Source organism: Rhodococcus sp. NPDC006774 (assembly GCF_040636045.1).
GTDB lineage: Bacteria > Actinomycetota > Actinomycetes > Mycobacteriales > Mycobacteriaceae > Rhodococcoides.
This window is the reverse complement of record NZ_JBEYIW010000005.1, coordinates 158,404-177,476: the sequence shown is the minus strand read 5'-3', so window position 1 is coordinate 177,476 and position 19,073 is coordinate 158,404. Positions and strand designations below refer to the sequence as shown.

General features: G+C 63.8%; 27 protein-coding genes. 10 read left to right on the top strand and 17 right to left on the bottom strand.

Annotated elements, in window-relative coordinates; all coding sequences use genetic code 11:
- The first annotated feature begins 11 nt into the window (after positions 1-11).
- The gene (locus ABZ677_RS10185) at positions 12-269 is read left to right on the top strand and encodes a DUF3297 family protein (RefSeq protein WP_094611446.1); all 258 of its coding nucleotides are present in this window, start codon (positions 12-14) and stop codon (positions 267-269) included.
- A 46-nt stretch (positions 270-315) separates the two neighbouring features.
- Here the strand turns inward: ABZ677_RS10185 and ABZ677_RS10180 are convergent, their stop codons facing one another.
- The 9 genes from ABZ677_RS10180 to ABZ677_RS10140 all read right to left on the bottom strand — a co-directional run bounded on the left by ABZ677_RS10180 (position 316) and on the right by ABZ677_RS10140 (position 6,816).
- On the bottom strand, positions 316-2,496 hold the full coding sequence (locus ABZ677_RS10180) for a cation-translocating P-type ATPase (protein WP_358368933.1): 2,181 nt from the start codon (positions 2,494-2,496) through the stop codon (positions 316-318).
- Positions 2,497-2,515: 19 nt separating this feature from the next.
- A complete protein-coding gene (locus ABZ677_RS10175; RefSeq protein ID WP_037195626.1) occupies positions 2,516-2,800 on the bottom strand; it encodes a DUF1490 family protein in 285 nt (94 codons plus the stop codon).
- Between the two features lie 90 nt (positions 2,801-2,890).
- On the bottom strand, positions 2,891-3,646 hold the full coding sequence (locus ABZ677_RS10170; RefSeq protein WP_358368930.1) for a class I SAM-dependent methyltransferase: 756 nt from the start codon (positions 3,644-3,646) through the stop codon (positions 2,891-2,893).
- Positions 3,647-3,669: 23 nt separating this feature from the next.
- Positions 3,670-4,143, bottom strand: a complete 474-nt coding sequence (locus ABZ677_RS10165) for a GNAT family N-acetyltransferase (protein ID WP_358368927.1) — start codon at positions 4,141-4,143, stop codon at positions 3,670-3,672.
- Positions 4,144-4,157: 14 nt separating this feature from the next.
- Positions 4,158-4,493 (bottom strand): hypothetical protein, encoded by a 336-nt coding sequence (locus tag ABZ677_RS10160; RefSeq protein WP_358368924.1) that lies wholly within the window; start codon positions 4,491-4,493, stop codon positions 4,158-4,160.
- Between the two features lie 40 nt (positions 4,494-4,533).
- Positions 4,534-5,043 (bottom strand): putative immunity protein, encoded by a 510-nt coding sequence (locus ABZ677_RS10155; protein WP_358368922.1) that lies wholly within the window; start codon positions 5,041-5,043, stop codon positions 4,534-4,536.
- A 1-nt stretch (position 5,044) separates the two neighbouring features.
- On the bottom strand, positions 5,045-5,368 hold the full coding sequence (locus ABZ677_RS10150) for a hypothetical protein (RefSeq protein WP_358368919.1): 324 nt from the start codon (positions 5,366-5,368) through the stop codon (positions 5,045-5,047).
- 18 nt (positions 5,369-5,386) lie between these two features.
- Positions 5,387-5,758 carry a VOC family protein gene (locus ABZ677_RS10145; RefSeq protein WP_358368916.1) on the bottom strand — a complete coding sequence of 124 codons (372 nt, stop codon included), beginning with the start codon at positions 5,756-5,758 and terminating at the stop codon, positions 5,387-5,389.
- A 125-nt stretch (positions 5,759-5,883) separates the two neighbouring features.
- Positions 5,884-6,816 carry a YafY family protein gene (locus tag ABZ677_RS10140; protein ID WP_358368913.1) on the bottom strand — a complete coding sequence of 311 codons (933 nt, stop codon included), beginning with the start codon at positions 6,814-6,816 and terminating at the stop codon, positions 5,884-5,886.
- Positions 6,817-6,918: 102 nt separating this feature from the next.
- Here ABZ677_RS10140 and ABZ677_RS10135 point away from each other — a divergent pair, with 102 nt between their 5' ends.
- The 3 genes from ABZ677_RS10135 to ABZ677_RS10125 are packed head-to-tail and all read left to right on the top strand — an operon-like array spanning position 6,919 to position 9,137.
- Positions 6,919-7,512, top strand: a complete 594-nt coding sequence (locus ABZ677_RS10135; protein WP_358368910.1) for a TIGR03086 family metal-binding protein — start codon at positions 6,919-6,921, stop codon at positions 7,510-7,512.
- Positions 7,513-7,557: 45 nt separating this feature from the next.
- Positions 7,558-8,238 (top strand): thiamine pyrophosphate-dependent enzyme, encoded by a 681-nt coding sequence (locus tag ABZ677_RS10130; RefSeq protein ID WP_358368907.1) that lies wholly within the window; start codon positions 7,558-7,560, stop codon positions 8,236-8,238.
- A complete protein-coding gene (locus tag ABZ677_RS10125) occupies positions 8,238-9,137 on the top strand; it encodes a transketolase (RefSeq protein WP_358368904.1) in 900 nt (299 codons plus the stop codon). The genes ABZ677_RS10130 and ABZ677_RS10125 overlap by 1 nt, the downstream gene beginning before the upstream one ends.
- Here ABZ677_RS10125 and ABZ677_RS10120 read toward each other — a convergent pair whose 3' ends face one another.
- Both ABZ677_RS10120 and ABZ677_RS10115 read right to left on the bottom strand, forming a co-directional pair.
- The gene (locus tag ABZ677_RS10120; protein WP_037195172.1) at positions 9,138-9,596 is read right to left on the bottom strand and encodes a DUF6194 family protein; all 459 of its coding nucleotides are present in this window, start codon (positions 9,594-9,596) and stop codon (positions 9,138-9,140) included. It lies immediately after the preceding gene.
- A 39-nt stretch (positions 9,597-9,635) separates the two neighbouring features.
- The gene (locus tag ABZ677_RS10115; RefSeq protein ID WP_358368901.1) at positions 9,636-10,025 is read right to left on the bottom strand and encodes a PaaI family thioesterase; all 390 of its coding nucleotides are present in this window, start codon (positions 10,023-10,025) and stop codon (positions 9,636-9,638) included.
- A 6-nt stretch (positions 10,026-10,031) separates the two neighbouring features.
- Here ABZ677_RS10115 and ABZ677_RS10110 point away from each other — a divergent pair, with 6 nt between their 5' ends.
- Positions 10,032-10,601 carry a TetR/AcrR family transcriptional regulator gene (locus tag ABZ677_RS10110; RefSeq protein ID WP_358368898.1) on the top strand — a complete coding sequence of 190 codons (570 nt, stop codon included), beginning with the start codon at positions 10,032-10,034 and terminating at the stop codon, positions 10,599-10,601.
- Positions 10,602-10,621: 20 nt separating this feature from the next.
- Here ABZ677_RS10110 and ABZ677_RS10105 read toward each other — a convergent pair whose 3' ends face one another.
- Positions 10,622-11,245 carry a hypothetical protein gene (locus ABZ677_RS10105; protein WP_358368895.1) on the bottom strand — a complete coding sequence of 208 codons (624 nt, stop codon included), beginning with the start codon at positions 11,243-11,245 and terminating at the stop codon, positions 10,622-10,624.
- A gap of 178 nt (positions 11,246-11,423) precedes the next feature.
- On the opposite strand from ABZ677_RS10105, the gene ABZ677_RS10100 reads away from it, so the two are divergent.
- A complete protein-coding gene (locus tag ABZ677_RS10100; protein WP_037195164.1) occupies positions 11,424-11,699 on the top strand; it encodes a PLD nuclease N-terminal domain-containing protein in 276 nt (91 codons plus the stop codon).
- Here ABZ677_RS10100 and ABZ677_RS10095 read toward each other — a convergent pair.
- Positions 11,692-13,086, bottom strand: a complete 1,395-nt coding sequence (locus ABZ677_RS10095; RefSeq protein WP_037195162.1) for a PLP-dependent aminotransferase family protein — start codon at positions 13,084-13,086, stop codon at positions 11,692-11,694. The genes ABZ677_RS10100 and ABZ677_RS10095 overlap by 8 nt on opposite strands.
- On the opposite strand from ABZ677_RS10095, the gene ABZ677_RS10090 reads away from it, so the two are divergent.
- Positions 13,085-14,026: a DMT family transporter gene (locus ABZ677_RS10090; protein WP_358368892.1), complete on the top strand. Its 942-nt coding sequence runs from the start codon at positions 13,085-13,087 to the stop codon at positions 14,024-14,026. The genes ABZ677_RS10095 and ABZ677_RS10090 overlap by 2 nt on opposite strands.
- Positions 14,023-15,243, top strand: coding sequence for a pyridoxal phosphate-dependent aminotransferase (locus tag ABZ677_RS10085; RefSeq protein ID WP_358368889.1), 1,221 nt, complete (start codon positions 14,023-14,025; stop codon positions 15,241-15,243). The genes ABZ677_RS10090 and ABZ677_RS10085 overlap by 4 nt, the downstream gene beginning before the upstream one ends.
- 3 nt (positions 15,244-15,246) lie before the next feature.
- Here ABZ677_RS10085 and ABZ677_RS10080 read toward each other — a convergent pair whose 3' ends face one another.
- Both ABZ677_RS10080 and ABZ677_RS10075 read right to left on the bottom strand, forming a co-directional pair.
- Positions 15,247-15,444 (bottom strand): helix-turn-helix transcriptional regulator, encoded by a 198-nt coding sequence (locus tag ABZ677_RS10080; protein ID WP_358368886.1) that lies wholly within the window; start codon positions 15,442-15,444, stop codon positions 15,247-15,249.
- On the bottom strand, positions 15,441-15,848 hold the full coding sequence (locus ABZ677_RS10075) for a hypothetical protein (RefSeq protein WP_358368883.1): 408 nt from the start codon (positions 15,846-15,848) through the stop codon (positions 15,441-15,443). The genes ABZ677_RS10080 and ABZ677_RS10075 overlap by 4 nt, the downstream gene beginning before the upstream one ends.
- A gap of 174 nt (positions 15,849-16,022) precedes the next feature.
- Between ABZ677_RS10075 and ABZ677_RS10070 the strand changes: the two genes are divergently transcribed.
- Both ABZ677_RS10070 and ABZ677_RS10065 read left to right on the top strand, forming a co-directional pair.
- On the top strand, positions 16,023-17,186 hold the full coding sequence (locus ABZ677_RS10070) for an NADH:flavin oxidoreductase/NADH oxidase (protein WP_037195622.1): 1,164 nt from the start codon (positions 16,023-16,025) through the stop codon (positions 17,184-17,186).
- 112 nt (positions 17,187-17,298) lie between these two features.
- The gene (locus tag ABZ677_RS10065) at positions 17,299-18,240 is read left to right on the top strand and encodes a DUF808 domain-containing protein (protein WP_037195149.1); all 942 of its coding nucleotides are present in this window, start codon (positions 17,299-17,301) and stop codon (positions 18,238-18,240) included.
- Between the two features lie 12 nt (positions 18,241-18,252).
- On the opposite strand, the gene ABZ677_RS10060 is transcribed toward ABZ677_RS10065, so the two are convergent.
- On the bottom strand, positions 18,253-18,465 hold the full coding sequence (locus tag ABZ677_RS10060) for a hypothetical protein (protein ID WP_358368880.1): 213 nt from the start codon (positions 18,463-18,465) through the stop codon (positions 18,253-18,255).
- A gap of 8 nt (positions 18,466-18,473) precedes the next feature.
- A complete protein-coding gene (locus ABZ677_RS10055) occupies positions 18,474-19,061 on the bottom strand; it encodes a helix-turn-helix domain-containing protein (RefSeq protein WP_358368878.1) in 588 nt (195 codons plus the stop codon).
- Between the last annotated feature and the right edge of the window lie 12 nt (positions 19,062-19,073).

Genomic DNA, 19,073 nt, shown 5'->3' with positions numbered 1-19,073 from the left:
GAAAGAAATCCATGCCAGAGGATCAGAACACAGACGTTCCACCGAATCACCTCGCGATCGATCCGCGGAGCCCCTTCTACAACGAAGAGGTTCTTCGCCGGGACGTGGGTATTCGCTTCAATGGCGTCGAGAAGACCAGTGTTCGCGAGTACAACGTGACCGAGGGTTGGGTGCGAGTCGAAGTCCCCACCGCGAAGGATCGCTACGGCAATCCCATGCTCGTCAAGCTCAAGGGCACTGTTGAACCGTACTTCCGCGACGCGAAGTAGCGGAGTGGGTACCGAGCATGTCGCCCTCGCCTTCGGACGTTACTGATCAGATTCGGTATCGGATAAGTCGCGAGCTGTTGCCGACGACCGCGACCGAGGATGCGTTGTGCAGAATCGCGGCGAGCACCGGAGACAGTGCTCCACCGGCGCTGACCACGAGGCCCAGCGCGTTCACTGCGATCGACATTCCGTAGTTCTGTCGGATGACGGACACCGAGTGTCGGCCGAGATCGCGAACGTCGAGCAACCGTGTCAGATCATCGCTGGCCAAAGCTACATCGGCCGTTTCGACGGCAACATCGGTGCCCGCCAATCCCATTGCGATTCCGATGTCGGCGACGGCCAGGGCGGGAGCGTCGTTGGTGCCGTCTCCGACCATGGCGACGACGTATCCCTCTTCTTGGAGCTTGCGGACGGCCTCGAGTTTGTCATCGGGCATCACCTCGGCTCGCCACTCGGCGATGCCCAGTTCGGCGGCTACGGCCGCAGCGGTCTCGGGGTGATCTCCGGTGAGCATGACGATGCGTTCCACACCGTCGGCACGGAGCGCATTCAACACTTCGAGAGCATTCGACCGGACCTCGTCGCGCAGGCTGATCAACCCGACCAACACCCCGTCGACTGCGAGGAGCAATGGGGTCTCGGCCTGCCGCTGAAGTCGCGAGACCCAGTCGGCCGCATACTCGGACACGTCCACACTTTCGCCGCGCAGTAGAGAAGGACTGCCCAGCAGCAAGGTCCGGCCATCTGCGACCGTGCGCATCCCGAGCCCCACGAGCACCTCACACTCCTCGTGCGGAGGGATGACGATGTGGCGTTCCTCGGTACTGCGAATCACGGCCTCGGCCAGCGGATGCCGTGAGTGGATCTCGGAACTGGCGGCGTACGCCAGCACCTGTTCCGGCTCCCAGTCGTCCTGGAACGAGACGACATTGGTGACGACGGGGCGTCCGACAGTGAGGGTTCCGGTCTTGTCGAACACGAAGGCGTCGACCCTGCCTGCTTGTTCCAGATGCGATCCACCCTTGATGAGAATCCCTCGGCGAGCACCGTTTCCGATGGCGGCGCTGATGGCCGTCGGAGTCGACAGGCCTACCGCGCACGGGCATGCGACGAGCAGCATGGTCATCGCTCGTCGGACATCGCGGGTGACAAGAAGGGTGAGGGCCGACAGGATGAACGACGCGGGCACGAAGCGACGCGAGAAGTTCTCTCCTACAGTCTGAATTGGAGCGCGGTCTTCCTGTGCCTCCTCGACGCGGGAGATGATGCGGCCGATCGTCGTATCTCGGCCTACCGCAGACGCGCGGATGACTATGCGGCCCCTGACGACAACGGATCCGGCATGGATGCGGTCGCCTGCGACGATCGACACCGGCAATGTCTCGCCGGTGATCGCCGACTGGTCGACCACCGCGTCCCCGTCGACGACGGTCCCGTCCACCGGAACGCCGACGTGATCGTGCACGACGACCTCGTCGCCGATCTCCAACCGATCGACATCGACGGAGATCTCGGAACCGTCGGGAAGCCGAATCCACGCGGTGTCCTGCGTGCCGGTCAGAAGATCCGAGATGGCGCGGCGAGTGCGCTTGAGCGTCAGCTCCTGCAGGTACTCGCCGATGTTGAGCAGCCACAGCACAGTCAGGGCAACGACATTCTCGCGGAGTACGAGACTGGCCACGGTCGCCGCACTGACGAGCGCGTCGGTGCCGGCCGATCGGTTTCCGGCCAGCGAGCGGAGTGCTCCTCTCAGGAACGGATAACCGGTGAAGATGGTGGCTCCGGTGGCCACGACACGGCTGGTGGGGCCGAGGATGGGTGGTCGCCGGAAGGCGTAGCGACGGAAGCCGAGAAGGATCAGAGCCGCGCCGCCTATGGTCATCCGCAGGACGTCGCCGCTGGTGACGTCCGCAGACCGTGGGCTACGCACGGGTACCAATCCCCAGTCGGTCGTGCGACCCGCGTTCACCGCGTCGAACAGCTCGGCCCGGTCGATGCGTGAGCGGGAGTACCAGACGACAACCGACGCGGTGCGGGGGTACGCGTGGACGGCCCGCACGCCGCGAATCTTGTCCACATGGTCTTCGACGGCGACCGCGCGGCCTGGACTCGACCTCAGCCAGTCGACGCGAATCCGCATCCGGCCGGCAGCGTCGGACAAGACTTCGATGCCGTCCGCGCGGTCGGGAGCCACACCGAGCGGGTGTTCGACGAGCGTCGTCATAGTCGGTCGACTGCCGTGGTCAGTGCGAGTGACCGTGGCCGACTTCGGTGGCCGAGGGCGGCGGTACTTCTTCGCCGAGCCGGTCGCGTGCCTCGGCGACGACATCCGACACGGCCAAACGTGCGGACTCGGCGTGGATCTCGGCCTTCCGTGCGGCGCGAAGTCCGAGTTCGGTTGCCGATACCGCAGCCTTGCGGACGGGAGTCTTCTCGTACAGCTTCTTTGCGCCGTTGTACGCGGCGACGCCGACTGCGCCTGTCACGACCGTCGATACTGCCTTCGCGACGATGATCGGAAACGCCATGTTGTAGCTCCTCGAACTCGAACCGATACCCACTTATTGGGAATCATATTCGTTTTGCTCGGCTGTGGCGACTCCAAGGTGGGGAGAGAGCTATCGGATCGGCCGTGTGGCGCGGAACGCCCTTGTCACATAGGGCAGTTCGATCGTCGTCGATCCCGTCAGCCCCACATCGACGAACAGTGCGGTGAGATTCCGATCGATGCCGTTGCGCTCATCGGTGGTCGCGGTGATGTAGAAGCTGCGCGACTTGACCAGGTCGGTCAACTGGGACCGGGTCACCGTGCGCGACCACGTCCACCGCTCTTCGTCGAGCTGATGGAAGGGTTCTGCGACCGGTGGTGGACCGTCGTCGAACATGGCCAGCGCTCCACCGCGCGAGACCACCGAGTTCAGTCGCCGAACCCACGGCACCGATTCGTCTCGAATATTCCAGATCAGTCCCAGGGTGCCGCCCGGGCGGAGGACCCGGCCGATCTCGGCTGACGCGGCCACTGGCTCGACCCAGTGCCAGGCCTGTCCGAGCAGAACGGCATCGACGCTCCCGTCGTCCAGCGGGAGGGATTCGGCATTGCCGACGTGGGCGGGAACGCCGGGCACCGCGTCGCGCAAGGCGTCGAGCATGGCGGGATCAGGGTCGACGGCGACGGCATCGCACCCGGCGGCGGTGATGATGCGGGTGAGCTTGCCGGTCCCGGCTCCGACATCGGCGACAAGAGGACGCTCGCCGGCCTCGAGAACGGATTCCAGCAGCCATTCGACCGCGGCCGACGGGTAGTCGGGGCGAGCAGATTCGTACACGTCGGCGACGGCCCCGAACGACGTCGAGCTGTTATCTCGGCTAACCATATGACCAGGCTACATCTCCTGCGTCAGTCCAGTTCGAGTTCGTAGTACAGAGCCTTGGGTCCGTTGCCCTGGCCTTCGTGACAGTCGAAGCCACGCTTTTCGTACACGTGTCGCGCCGCCTCGTCGTCCTCGGAGGTGTTGAGGTCCATGTAGGTGGCACCCTTGCCGCGCGCGTGCTCGATGACGGCGTCGAGAAAGATTGTGCCGTAACCCTTCCCGCGCAGACCGGGCTGGACGTAGAACTCGGCGAGATAGGCCTCCAAGTCTGCGCTCAGCGTACCGATCCGAAATCGCAGCACGGCCACCCCGATGGCGGGAGCCCCGAATGTCAGCACGCTGGTGTCGCCGGACTTCACCAGAGTGTCGAGATGTGTGGCAAGCCAATCAGTTTCGGGCACCGGGTAGTCGTATTCACGATTGAAATCGATCAACAGAGTTGCGGCCTCGATGAATTCGGCGGGATCCTGCACTGCACGTGTGCCGCTGGCCGATGTCATCGCCTCGTCCTCCGTCAGTGGTCCGGTTGGACGAGATTCTTCGCATCGAGCAGACCGAGACCGGGATGCATCTCTCGCAGCGCTTTGATGGCGTGGACAGTTCTGCCGGATTCTGCGACCACTGCCTCGACGTCCTCGGCGGGTACGGCCTCGGGTCCGATCTTCTCAGGAGACGTCGGGGTCCGGCTCTCTCCGTACCAGATGTACAGACCGGCTACAACCAGCACTAGCAACTTCGACCAGTTCCAGGCAGAAGGATCGGACACAAGGTCGGTGATCGTCAGGAACGCGAGCGCGGCCAGCAACGCGGCAAGCCCGTAACGCTTCCAGGGGCGTTCTTTGGCCTTCATGCCTTTCATGCTGTCACCGCACCCCGATATGGGCAACGGCTCAGTGTCGCAATTCGGTATCGAGTCGAACCATGAGCACGCCGAAACTCGGGCGCCCAGCAAGCGGTGGCGGAAATCGTCCCAGAACCGCTCGAACGGCGTGGTCGGCGTGGTTGCGAACCCATTCGATTTGCTCTGCAGCAGCTTTGGGGTCGGCGAGCACCAGATGCGCGGCAGATCCGAGAATGTGTTTGACCTGATGTGGGCTGTACAGCGGATGGAGAAAGGCAGCACCGGCGGCGTGCATTGCGGACAGTGCGGCGTCCGTGGCCGCAGATGCCGGCACTTCGCGGGCAGCTTTGTGCGCTGCCCAGGCGAGTTGGCGTAGTGCTGCCGTGCGCTGGCCGGTCTCGGCAAACGCCTCGGCACCGTCGATTGCCGCGCGTGGACGCACATCGTCGGGGTGGACAATCTCGTAGATCGGCAATGCCCGTCGGGCGCAGGTAGCTGCGAAGGCCGTCACGCGTCGAATGTCGTCGAGGCTCAGTTCGACTTCTGCAGTCCCGGCCACCTCATGCCTCTCGAGTTCGCCTGCGCGTGAGCACGAATCCGAACTTGCCGAGGACGAATCCGGCCAGTGCACCGAGAGCTGCGGTAGCAATGGGGACTACATACAGCCACGTGGAAGACACTCCTTGCGACCGGCAGGGGAACTGTCTATTCGACTTGTCCATGGCTTGATCGCTCATCGTGGCTCCGTACAGCGGCTCGTAGCTTCCGTAGTAAACGACGTCGCTCGGGTCCGTCGTCATTTCGCCGATCAGGTACCAGCCCAACGGCACCAATCCGACTATGAATCCGAACAGGAGCAGAACGACGACGAGATTGCGCACCATCTCAGGCTATTGCCCCCGTCAACTGTCGTACACCTCCGTGGTGATGCAGAAGGGGTGGCCGGCGGGGTCGAGGAGAACTCGCCATCGGGGGTCCGGCTGCTCTGCTGCTTCCCTGGCACCGCATTCGACTGCGTAGGCGACGGATCCGGCAAGGTCCCCTCCCGCATCCACGTCGAAATGCACGATAGAGGTCGACGGCCATACGGGCGGGATGTAGTTCTCGACCGTCTGCGCAACGATGCACAGGCCGGATTGTGTGCGAAGCCCAACGCTCTCGGAGTTCTCCCACAACAACTCACCGCCGAGTAGCGCGAGATAGAAGTGCGCGAGTTGCACCGGATCGGCGCAGTCGATGGACGTCCCCGCTACAGCGAGGTGTGTTCGCGGCATGTCATGAGAATACGGTCGGCGGTGACCTCAGTGTCCACAACTCGGCTCGAGAATCGGAAAAGCGTATCGGCGTAGAAATAGTGGACACCGATCGCACATACCGAGAAGAGCCCGGCCGCGAAATGTCAGCAGTACAACTGCGCAGTAGCCCTCGCGCGTTGGGCCAGTTCGTCTCGGAGTGAATTCGGCTGCAACACAGTGACGCCGGGCCCGCAGTGCCACAGCGCTCCCGTCGCGTGATCGTGTCCGGAGAACTCGATGACTGCGAGGTGCCGTCCGTCGTCCTGCATGTCGTCGCTGATCACTCGAACTACGTTCTTCGTCAACGATATCCACTCCGAATCGTCCACGAGGCAGGTGATTTCGATGTGGGCCAAACTCGCGCGAAAGGATTTCCAGTGTGCCGTGAACGCCCCTTCCAGATCCACGACATCACTGCGGTCAGCGGACTCGTCGAGCATGTCCAGACTGTCGATACGTGATACTCGATAGACACGTTCGGTGCCGTCGCGCGCGGCGAGCAGGTACCAATGATCACCGGCGTACACGAGTCCGATGGGGTCCAGGATTCTCTCGGCTACCGCACCGACACGATTGCGATACGACACGCGTATCCGCTTACCGTCGACGACGACACGCTGCAATTCCGGCAGATGGTCCTCGGGTTCGTGGGGGTAGGCAAACCCGTCGGGCCGGACCAGAATCCGTTGTGATGCAGTGCTTGCCGCTGCTCGGTGCGCCTCGGGTATCGCGGCGGCGACTTTGCGCATCGCGCGCGCGAACGCCGGGGTCGCCACTCGTCCGGAGCCGGAGGCCAGCAATGCCGTTGCCTCCTCGGCGGTCAGTCCGGTCAGCTCGGTCCGGTAGCCGGGCAGCAGACTGATGCCGCCACCGCGACCGCGATCGGTGTAGACCGGGATGCCCGCCGAGGACAACGCTTCGATGTCGCGCAATACGGTCCGCGTCGATACTTCGAGCTCCGCTGCGATGTCGGCAGCATTCAGTCTGCCCCGGTGTTGGAGCAACATGACGATGGACAACAAGCGGTCTGCGCGCACCCGAAAAGTCTCTCACCAAAACATGACAGAAGATGTCATGTTCACCCGATTTACTTCTGTCCAGGAGGCCGCAACGGCGGCCGCGGAACGGAAGGCCGAACAATGAACACCATCGAGACCACGCAACAGACAGATCCGCGCGAGGTGTATTTCACGTCCGCCGCATGGGTGAGCGGGCTACTCGGTGCGGTGCGAGCCGAACAGCTCGACCTTCCCACCCCGTGCGACGAGTTCGACGTCCGGACGCTGGCAGGTCACCTCGTCGCGACGGTGGCGAGGCTGATCGCGATCGCCGAACTGGGTAGCCCGGACTCGGTGTCGCCGTACTCCGCCGATCACGATGTGGCAGCGTTCGACCGGCTTGTGTTCGAGGCGCGCGCGGCGTGGGCCGACGACGCAAGGCTCGACGCCCCCGTCGTGGTTCCGTGGGGCGCGGTGCCGGGTCGATCTGCGGTGTGGGGGTACGCCCGGGAGCTGTTGCTGCACGGATGGGATCTTGCGGTGGCAACAGGCCAGTCGGCCCGAGTCGATGCCGCTCTCGTCCATCCGGTGGCCGAAGAATTCAGAACGATGCTGCCGGCGCAGGCCCGGGTTCCGGGAGTGCCGTTCGGACCTATCGTGGAGTCGCGCCCGGACGCAGGGCCTTTGGAGCGCCTTGCGAACTTCTCGGGCCGCTCCTCGGAGGGTTGGGTGTAGCCGAAAGCTTGACCTCGAGTGCGCTCGAGGTTGCAGGGTGGGGTCATGCAGATGACTTTCGACGAGTTGCCGCAACTCATGACACTGATGACGGGCGACGAGAAGCACAGCACCAGTGCCACTTCGACACTGGATGTGCTGTGGGTGCTGTACTCCGACATTCTGCGGCTCGACCCAGCGAATCCCGACGACCCGGACCGTGATCGGTTCTATCTGTCCAAAGGGCATGGTCCGATGGCGTACTACGCCGTGCTTGCGGCGCGCGGATTCTTGACGCCGAACGAGCTCGCGTCGTTCGGCAGCTATCACTCTCCGCTGGGCAATCATCCGGATCGCACGTTGGTTCGCGGGGCCGATATCGGTTCGGGATCGCTCGGACACGGTTTGGCGCTGGCCGCAGGAACTGCTGTCGCGCTGCGTATTCAGAAGAGAAGGGCCCGCGTCTTCGTACTGATCGGAGACGCGGAACTCGACGAGGGCAGCAATATGGAGGCCATTCAATTCGCTGCGCGCTGGAACTTGGGCAATCTGACGGCCGTGGTGATCGACAACGACTCTGCCGGGCTGGGGTGGCCCGGCGGCATCGCGTCGCGGTTCGCGGTCGAGGAGTGGTCCACATCCGACGTCGACGGTCGAGATCACGATGCTCTCCGCGAGGACTTTCGCACCGATCACACAGACCGGCCGCACGTGATGGTCGCTCACGTCGAAACGAAGGAGAGCTGATGAGCGCATCGCTGGACCAACGTGAGTACTTCTACCGTCTGCTGCCCCCACTGTTGGCGCAGAACGAGCGAACAGCGTTGGTGTTGGCCGAGATCGGGGTCGGATATCTCGAACCGCACCTCACTCCCGATATCCGATCGCGGGTGATCAACGTCGGGATTCGAGAGCAGGCGATGATCGGTGTTGCGGGTGGTCTGGCCCTGGCCGGAATGCGTCCTATAGTGCACACCTTCCCGCCGTTCCTGATCGAGCGGCCCTTCGAACAGGTGAAACTCGATCTGGGGCATCAAGACGTCGGAGCGATCCTGGTGAGCTCCGGCGGGTCCTACGGGTGGCCGCAGGGCGGCGAGACTCATTTGGGTCAGCGAGATGTCGCTCTCCTCGACACCTTGGGCGGGTGGACGGTCCACGTTCCTGGGCACGTAGACGAGGTCGAGTGGATGATGAGCAGTGCGGCGTCCACCGACGATCGCGTCTACATCAGGCTGGACGGGGTGTCCAACGATCGTCCGTACGGACAGCCCGATTGGACGTTCACCGTTCTGCAGCGGGGACATTCGGGAACGGTGATCTCCGTCGGTCCGATGACGGACCGGGTTCTGGCCGCAGCCTCGGGGCGCGACGTGACGGTGCTGCATGCGTCGACGATCAGGCCGTTCGACAGCGCCACACTACGAGAGACGCTGACTGCGCCGGACATCATGATCGTCGAGCCGTATCTCGCGGGAACGTCAGTGCTGCAGGTCGATCGGGCACTGGCCGATATGCGGCATCGCGTGCTGGGAATCGGGGTGGAGGGGGGAGAGCGTCGCAAGTACGGCACAGTGGCCGAACACGATCGGGCCAACGGCCTGGATGTCGATGGGCTGTCCCGATCGATGGACGACTTCTTCGCCTGATCAGCCTCGGCGTCGCTCGTATCTGCTCTTGGCAACGTTGTAGGCGGAGTCCAGTAGTTCTCGAACATGTGTCTCGGTCTGCGAAGACGGGTTGACCACCGACAGCCAGCCGGCAGTGCCGTACTGAGGGTGGGCGGCAATGGCGTCGTCGCGGTCTGCCTGGGGTGCGTCGGCCGCCTCGCGGGGCGTCACTCCCAGGATCTCCTCGAATTCCTGCTTTCCTGCAACGATATTGACGCGGAACGCGCCTGGCCTGTTCAGTTGGGACATCTCGTCACCCGGGTAGTTCTTGGTCACGATCGTTGCGAACGGCTGAGTGGTCGGGATCGTCCCGTCGGGTGAGTAGTAGAAGAACGCATCGCCCCAAGCGAGTTCGGGAGTTCCATCACCCTCTCGAGGGCGCTGCGTCACGGTGCCCTCGAAGCTGCCGACCAAGTTCACGATGTCGTCGAGTGTCATTCATCGATCGTCACATGTTCGGCAGCTTCTGCCCAGAGTTCAGCCCACTTTGTAGGTTCCCGTACCGGTTGCGACGAGGCGGCCGGATTCGGTCCCGACGATGTCGACTCGACACGTCTTCAGGCTCCGGCCCGCGTGCATCCGAGTACCGACGATGTCGACACCCTCGGCATACACCGGCTCCATGAACTGCACAGACATGGAGACCGTGACGCCCCGAAGCTTTTCGGGCACTGCGGCTCCGGCCCATGCGGCGGTCATGATGCCGATATCGATGCAGCCGGCGATCACTCCGCCGTGCAGCATCTGGCCGACGGTGGACAGCTCATCGCGGTACGGCAGCCGCAGTCGAGCTGTGCCCTCGTCGATGTCGACCAGCTCGATGCCCAGTTGCTGAACGAACGGTGACTGCGGAAGCGTCGAACGCACAACGCTGTGCTCGACGCCGGTCGGACGCTCTTCCTTCGGCACGGCTATCGCGGAACGACGATCGAGATGCTCACTGCAACAGCAGATGTGGCAGTCAGTTCGATCTACGCCAACTTCGGGGCAGGCAAGGTCGACGTCTACGCGGCTTTGGCGTGGCGAACGGCGCTCACTCACGTCGAGCAGATGTCTGCACCCGTCGACGCGGTCGACCCCGTCCGTGTGGTTGCCGAGTTCCTCGATCGGTACATCGCGTTCCACCGCGAGAATCCACTGGCGCTGCGACTGCTGGCGCTGACGGATGTGGACAAGTCCGAGTCCGCATCGGTCGGCGAGGCGAAGAACAGGATCGACACTGCACTCGGAGAACTCATCGATTCGGTGACGCGAGCGGTGGAGGACGCCGGTACCGACGTCGTCCCCCGGGCATTGGTTCTGAATGCCTGGGCGGCAATGAACGGCGCTGTGTCACTGCGACAGCGACGCATCGTCGATCAACCGATGCTCGACGCGATGCTCGCCATCACGCGGGCAGATATGCTCCGTCACCTGACAGGCGCGTCCGATGAAAACCGGTGACCGCCCGCCCGGGCGGAGAGTCAGGCCCTCGCGGTGGAGACCGCGCGTCGGATGATCTGTTCGATTCCGTGGACGTCGTCGGAATCTCGTGGTGCATAGAGGAAGACATAGGTCTCGGGCAATCCGAGGACCGGGCGTCCGGCCAAGGGGTGCAATTCGCCCCATCCCGCGGAGATGATGGTCTGGGCGTCGTCCGGCTGCATCACCACGTGCATCGAGCCTTCGCTGTCGTGCACGTGCAGGATCTCCCCCTTGGTTCGGGCGATCCAGGGTGCGGCGCTATCGGTGTTCGATAGATACAGTGCGTCGCCTCGTCGCTCGAATCGACTGCGTTCCAGGTGAAACGGCGATTCCGATCCGGCTTCCTCGGTGACGGCGGCAGTCAACCGCTCGATCAGGGCAGGGGTACCCCGATCGGTGAGTTGGCGATGGGGTATCGGGTACGGCGCGATCGACGGCCGTGGTCCGGATCGGGGCTCCAGATGCCAGTGCAGACCAGGACTCGATGTGCCGGCGACCGTCAGAGGATCGCGTCGAGCAAGTGGCCTCAGGGCAGTGGTGATCAGCCAGCCACCGACGTTGGCGGGAAGTCCGCCCGGCCCCAGTTCCATCCACGCGGCGTAGTCGTTCTTGACGTTCTGCACAGTCCCCCCCGGGTCACGTAAGTCTGCACCAACGTAACCCACTGAGGCGCGGCCCTGACTCCGACCACGTGTACATCTCGAGATGTACGAGGAGATACTCACGCAGACCGATGTGGCGCGACCTGCTGATTCGTAACGTTGTTCAGGTCAACGACACAGCGATATCGGAGGAACCGTCATGCACGCCGCAACACTTCTGTCTCAGCAACCGTCCACCACCGAACAGGTGCTGGGGTGGGGTTTGGGAACCGTCGTTCTGCTGGCGGTGCTCGGCGCGGTCGTACTGTTCGTTGCTGCGCTGGTCAGCATCATCGGCTCGCCCAACTACACGGTCGCAGGCCGGGCCGTGTGGATCTTCGTCGTACTGGCGTTCCCGTTCCTCGGTCCCCTGGTCTGGTTCGTGTGGGGTCGGAAGTCGACGTTTGCCGTCGATGCCTCGAACGCTCTCAGATGATCGACCCGATCGTGCGTGCCGCATCGGCGAACTCTCCGGGGTCGGGGCCCGCGTAGTTGAGTCGAAGGTATTTTCCGGCGGGTTCGGCGGGAAAGTAGTCGTCGCCGGCCCCGACGATCACACCCGCCGACTTGCATTCCTGCACAACATGTTCCAGATCGGAGTCGTCGCGCAGGCGCATCCAGAGATTGAGTCCACCGCGCGGCACCGCATCGAGATGCCCTCGGGGTGCGAACTCGATGAGGCTGTTCGCCAACAGGTCTCGACGTGAAGCCAACTGAGTGCGCAGCCGCCGCAGATGAGTTCGCCAGGCGGGTTGAGTGACGACGTCCAAGGCGACGGACTGCAGAATCCCGCTGACATACATCGATTCGGCTCCCGTATCGGCGAGGATGCGCTCGTGTGCGGGCCCGCGAGCGATCAGGCCTGCCAGGCGAACCGAGGGCGACACCGTCTTGGTGAGTGAGCGAAGGTACACGACATGCCCGGCGTCGTCTCGTGCAGCCAGCGGACTCGGCTCCGAGGTGATGCCGAAATCGTGGGCCGAGTCGTCCTCGATCAGAAACGCGCCGTGGTGTCGAACAGTGGCGAGGACCTGCTCGGACAATGCGGGCGACCACTGTGCACCGGTGGGGCTGGCGAATGTCGGTTGGGCATAGAACGCCCGAGCTCCGGTGTGCGCGAATGCCCGGGCGAGCGCGTCGGGGTCCGGACCGTCGACGCCGCTGGGTATCGGTACGACGCGGACACCTGCCTGGGTGGCGGCAAGGATCGCGCCCCAGTACGTCGGGGACTCCATGAGCAACGGCCGACCGGCACCGACGAGCGCCCGAAATGCAGTGCTGAGTCCGGTCTGGCTGCCGGGAATGATGACGACGTCACTGGCCGACGGTGGCGTGATACCCAACGGTGTCGACGCCCCCAACTCGGCTGCGAACCATGCCCGCAATTCCGGCAGTCCGGCGGTGGGTGGCCGAGCGATCACCGCGTCGGTGCGGGACGCCCGAGTGAAGGCCGCGTGAACGAGACGCTCCGGCAACAACTCCCGAGCCGGATAGCCCGAGTGCAGTGCAATCACGTCGCTCGATGTCGACTGCAGAGCCGCCGGAAGTTGCAGGCGATTGTCCGGCGCTCCCAGCGCTGCAGTCTGCCACCCGTAATCGTTGGGGCGGGCCGTACGCACCGTCCTGACGAATGTGCCGACGCCAGGCCTGCTTTCGATGACGCCTTGCGCGATGAGCGTGCGGAGAGCCTTCTGTACCGTGACCGGGCTTGCCGAATGCTCGGCGACCAGGGCGCGGGTGGACGGCAGCCGGGCTTCCGGTGGCGCGGTCGCAATCCAGGTTCTCAGTGCAGACACGATCCGGGAACTGCTATCGTCGGACATGACACAGCATAGTAGCGCTACTCGGTCTGGGACGGGTCTGCTATCCCGCGCCGGACTGCTCTGGGGCCTGGCGGGCGTCACGGCGTTCTCGTTCACGGTGCCGCTGACCCGCGTCGCCGTCACCGGTGGCCTGTCCCCGCTCTTCGTCGGCTGCGGTCGCGCTGTGGTCGCCGCCGCACTGGCTGCGGTAGCGCTCGCCGCCACCGGGCAACGACTCCCGAAGGGGCGGCAGTGGATTCGGCTCGCGGTGATCGCAGCCGGTGTTGTCATCGGCTTCCCGGTGCTCACCTCGTACGCCCTCACCACTGCATCGGCGGGACACAGCGCCGTCGTCATCGCGTTGCTCCCGGCCGCCACCGCCGCCACTGCGATCATCCGCGAACGGCAACCGGTCCGGCCGATGTTCTGGGTGGTCGCAGGCGTGGGTGCCGCCGTCGCGGTCGGGTTCGCCGCCGTACAAGGCGGACAGTCGGCGGGGTTGCAGTGGTCGGATCTGTTGCTGCTCGGAGCCGTCGTTGCCGCGGCGGTCGGATACGCCGAGGGCGGCCTGTTGTCACGAGAACTCGGTGCCTGGCAGACGGTGTCGTGGGCGCTCGTCGTGTCGGTGCCGGTCACCGGAGCGCTGGCCGCGTTCTCGTGGTGGCGGCAGCCATCGACTGCAGGTGCGTCCGAGTGGGCGGCCTTCGCCTATCTGGCGGTGGTGAGCATGTACCTCGGATTCTTCGCCTGGTACCGGGGCCTGGCCATCGGCCCCATGTCGAGTGTCAGTCAGATCCAGCTGATCCAACCGGTGCTGACCATCTGCTGGGCCGCGATCATCCTGCACGAGGGATTGACGTGGCCGGTGGTCGGAGGTGGAGCAGCAGTCATCGCATGTGCAACAGTGGCGGTCCGGACTCGGATGTCGCCGACCGTTCGGCAGGAGGAGTTTTCGAAGTGACGAAATCGATCGATCAGGCGCGCAAGCTCGAGAACGTGCGCTACGACATTCGTGGACGCATTCTGGACAAGACCGAAGAGCTCGAGGAGCAGGGGCACACGATCCTGCGGCTGAACGTCGGCAATCCTGCGCCGTTCGGTTTCGAGGCACCGGACGAGATCATGATGGCGATGATCCGCAACCTTCCCACCGCACAGGGCTATTCGGACTCCCGGGGCCTGTTCTCCGCCCGCACAGCGGTGGTCCAGTATTACCAGACCAAAGGCCTGACCGATCTCGATGTCGGTGACGTCTACCTCGGCAACGGGGTATCGGAACTGATCACCATGACGATGCAGGCCCTGTGCAACCCGGAAGACGAAATATTGATCCCGTCGCCCGACTATCCGCTGTGGACCGGCTCGGTGGCCCTGGCCGGAGGCGTACCCGTCCATTATCTGGCCGACGAAAGCCAGGATTGGGCCCCGGACTTCGAGGACCTCGAAGCCAAGATCACACCCCGCACCCGCGCGATCGTGGTGATCAATCCCAACAACCCGACGGGGGCTGTGTATCCACGCGAGGCACTGCAGCGATTCGTCGATCTGGCCCGCAAGCACGATCTGATTCTGCTGGCCGACGAGATCTACGAGAAGATCGTCTACGACGGTGCGGAGATGATCAATCTCGCGACTCTGACGGGCAAAGATGTTCTGTGCCTGACCTACTCGGGTCTGTCGAAGGCGTACCGGGTATGCGGATTTCGGGCCGGATGGCTGGCGATCACGGGTCCGCGTCGACGCGCGGCGAGTTTCATCGAGGGCATCACCCTGCTGTCCAACATGCGGATGTGCGCGAATGTGCCGGCGCAACACGCGATACAGACTGCGCTCGGCGGCAGGCAGTCGATCGAAGATCTCCTTCTTCCGGCGGGGAGGCTGACCGCGCAACGTGACCTCGCGCATCGCATGCTCAACTCGATCGACGGAATCAGCTGCGTGCAGGCAGCGGGTGCGCTGTACATGTTCCCGAAACTCGATACCGAACGTTTCGGGATCGTCGACGACGAGAAATTCGTACTCGACCTCCTCGAATCCGAGAAGATCCTCGTCAGCCACGGCCGCGCCTTCAATTGGGATGTGCCCGATCACTTCCGGCTCGTGACCTTGCCCAACGTCGACGATCTCGGAACGGCGCTGGAGCGGCTCGGTAACTTCATGAGCTCGTACACGCAGTAGCGATCAACCCGGGTCCGGCTCGAACAGTTCCTCGATCGAGCAGTCGAATGCCGCGGCGAGGCGGAAGGCGACGGGCAGGCTCGGGTCGAATCGTTCCTTCTCGATGGAGATGATCGTCAGACGGGTGACGTCGATCCGTTCGGCCAGTTCGCTCTGCGACCATCCCTTTTCGGTGCGACGCCGTCGAACACTGTTCTTCACACGGACAGGGCTCGGTGTCGTGCGAGGGCATACCGCGCGGTGAACGACGCGAACGCAGCCAACAACAGGCCCGTCAGCAGCAGGGTCGCCGGGGGGTCGACGCGGGTGATGGCTACCACGGCCAGAGTCAGGCCGAGGACGGTCACGAGATCGGTGGCGGTACCGCTGGACGCCGATGTCGTCCAATGGCTTTCGACGCTGTCACCCGAAGTGTAGGTCTGGTCGGCAGCGACCGGTGCGATGATCAGTATCCAGCCCAGCATCGCCCCGAACGGGAGGGCGGTGAACCCGAACACCACCGCCGCGATCCCCGGTGCGACGGGCGATACCAGCCAGGCCAGCAATGCCGTTGCCGACGCGGTGGCGAGGCCGATTGCGGCGACCGATACCCATCTGAGTGCCATGTGAATGCTCCGATCCTAGGTATAGCTCACTATACGTATAGGAAACCATACATCGGGCCTCACACTCGGGTCGGAAGGACGGTGAGAAAACTGTCACCGATGTGCAGCATCGATGTAGTCGGTCGAAACGTGCCAGGTGATGAGGTGGTTCTACCCAGGGAAAGGACCATTGTCATGCCGGATCTCTTCAGCCCGTTCACGCTCAAAGGTGTAACTCTTCGAAACCGCATCGCCATGTCGCCGATGACGATGTACCGCGCCGTCGACGGAAAGATGAACGACTTTCACCTCATGTATCTGGGTGCGCGCGCAGCCGGTGGTTTCGGGATGGTGTTCCCGGAACAGGTTGCGATCACGCCCGACGGACGCACCACTCCCGGGTGCGCCGGAATCTACGACGACGATCAGATCGAGGGTCACGCTCGCGTGACGGCGATGATCAAGCAGATGGGTTCGGTCCCGGCGATTCAGTTGGGTCACACCGGACGCAAAGGCAGTGAAGTGCCACCGTGGCAGGGCGGACACCAGCTTCCGGCAGACCATCCCGACGGTTGGGAATGTGTTGCGCCGTCGGCGATTCCCTACGGCGGCGACCACTCGTTCCCCGTCCACGAACTCACCGTGCCCGAGATCAAGGCCATCCACCAGAGCTACGCCGACGCAGCCGTCCGAGCGGCGGAGGCCGGGTACGAGTGGCTCGAGATGCATTACGCCCATGGCTATCTCGGTGCCAGCTTCTTCTCCCCGCTGGCCAATCAGCGCACCGATCAGTACGGCGGCAGCCTGGAGAACCGGGCCCGGTTCCACCTCGAGGCACTCGACGCTGTGCGCGAGGTGTGGCCCGAGAAGTTCCCGCTCACCATGCGATTGGGCTCGGACGACCACCACCCCGACGGGGTTCAGTTCGACGAATCCATGGTCGCCATCGGATGGATGAAGGAACACGGCCTGGACATGGCCGATGTCAGCCTCGGCTTCAACACCGACGACATGGTGGACCCGCCGTTCGGCGACATGGGGTTCATGGTCGAGCGGGCTGCACGGGTCAAGCGTGAGCTGGATATCCCGGTGACCTGCAGCTGGAATCTGGGCGTTCCGGAAAATGCGGACGCCGTGATCCGCGAGGGCAAGATCGACGTGGTGTTGCTCGGTCGTCCGGCGTTGGCCAACCCGCACTGGCCGGTGTGGGCTGCACGCGAGCTCGGCCATGGTGACCCGTTCTCGCTGGTGCCCGAGGATTGGAGCTGGTGGCTGAAGAATTTCCGAGGACACGACCCGAGCATCGGATTGCCGCCCGCGAAGGTCGTCGAGGCCGAGCAGGAGCGCAAGATCGCGTAGCAACCAGGAGAGGGCCGGACGGCGATCACAGACCACCTGCGGACGGTAGGGTTCCAAGGGCTCGCATCATGAGGAGCCCAGCGGTGTTCTCGTATCGAAGCGGAGGTTTGTGATGGCCGGCGGACTCGTAGCCCTGCTCGACGACGTGGCAGCGCTGGCTCGTCTGGCAGCTGCATCCATCGATGATGTCGGTGCAGCGACCGGTAAGGCGACGGCGAAGGCAGCGGGTGTCGTGATCGACGACGCCGCGGTGACGCCGCAATACGTCCGCGGACTCGCGGCGGAGCGCGAACTGCCGATCATCAAACGCATTGCCGTGGGTTCGCTGCGGAACAAGCTGCTGATCATCCTGCCGATCGCGTTGCTTCTCAGTCAGTTCGTGCCGTGGCTGTTGACGCCCATTCTGATGCTCGGCGGCTGCTACCTCAGCTACGAGGCGGCGCACAAGATCTGGGGTGCACTGTTCGGCCACGGCGACCATCACGCCGCCGCCGAGGACGAGCCACGCGACGAGGACACCGTGGTCTCCGGCGCAGTGCGTACCGACCTCATTCTGTCCGCCGAGATCATGGTCATCGCGTTGGACACCATTGCCGGTGAGGGCTTCTGGAGTCGATTGATCATCCTCGCGGTCGTCGCCGTGGTGATCACGATCGTGGTCTACGGAGTCGTCGCGCTGATCGTCAAGATGGACGACATCGGTCTGAAACTGGCAGAGGGGTCCACCGGGTTCGTCGAGAAGTTCGGCCGTGGTCTGGTGAAGGCCATGCCCAAGGTCATGTCGGTGCTCTCGGTCGTCGGCACCGCAGCGATGCTGTGGGTCGGTGGACACATCCTGCTCGTCGGCATCGACGAGCTCGGATTCCATCCCATCTACGAACTCGTGCACCACGGCGAAGAAGCGGTGCGCGGCGTCGCCGGCATCGGCGGAGTGCTGGCGTGGATCGTCAACACGCTCGCGTCGGCGGTCATCGGCGCGATCGTCGGTTGCATCATCGTGGTTGCGCAGCTGGGGATCTCGAAGACGCTCGCCAAGCGGGCTGCCGCGAAGTAGTGGCAGCTCTCGTCACCGACGAGCCAGCTCGAGTACCCGTCGCTCGGACATGGAGGCATCGGCGAGCGATGCCGTCAATTCGTCCCACGCCCTCTGAACGCGGAGTTCGTCTCGGCGGAGGCGTTTTTGCGCAGCAGCGAGTCTGCGGCGCTCGGCCAGAAGCAGATGTCGATCGCGATCCTGCTTGACCATGAAGAGATACGTGTGCGGATCGAACGGATACATGCCAACTCCTATGGTGTCGTGGGGAATCCGTGCATCAGGACCATGACGTGTTCGCGCTCCCCCGAAGTCGCGTTCTCTCCGTGTCGACGCCACTTGTCGATGACAGCGCGCATTTCCGTGCCCATGGTCTTCGTTTCCTCCGCTGTGAGTCGCAGAACGTCGTCGCTGCTGAATGCCGCGCTTACCCAGTCCTGGCCCCAGGATTCGGAGGTTCGGCCGAAGTCGTGCAGACGTGACCATTGATGAGCCAGCCATGAATCCATGGATGCCTTCGCAACCGACAACGACTCGGGTGAGTCCGAGAAGTCGTTCTCCGACCAGCTGAACCCTCCCTCGTTGGCCTCCGACCACCAGCGCTGACGCTTGTCCGATCCGTTCTCGACCTCCTTGACGAACCCGTGCTCGGCGAGCTTGCGCAGGTGATAGCTCATCGAGGCGGGTGACTCGTCCACCAGATCGCCCAGCTGGGTTGCCGTCATCGACTTGTTGGCCCGCAACGCGTAGAGCATGCGCAGTCGAATGGGATGCGTCAGCGCCTTGAGCTCGGACATGTCCGTCAGCTTCCGGGGCATCCGGTCGGGAGGTGGTGGGCTCATGCGACAACCATA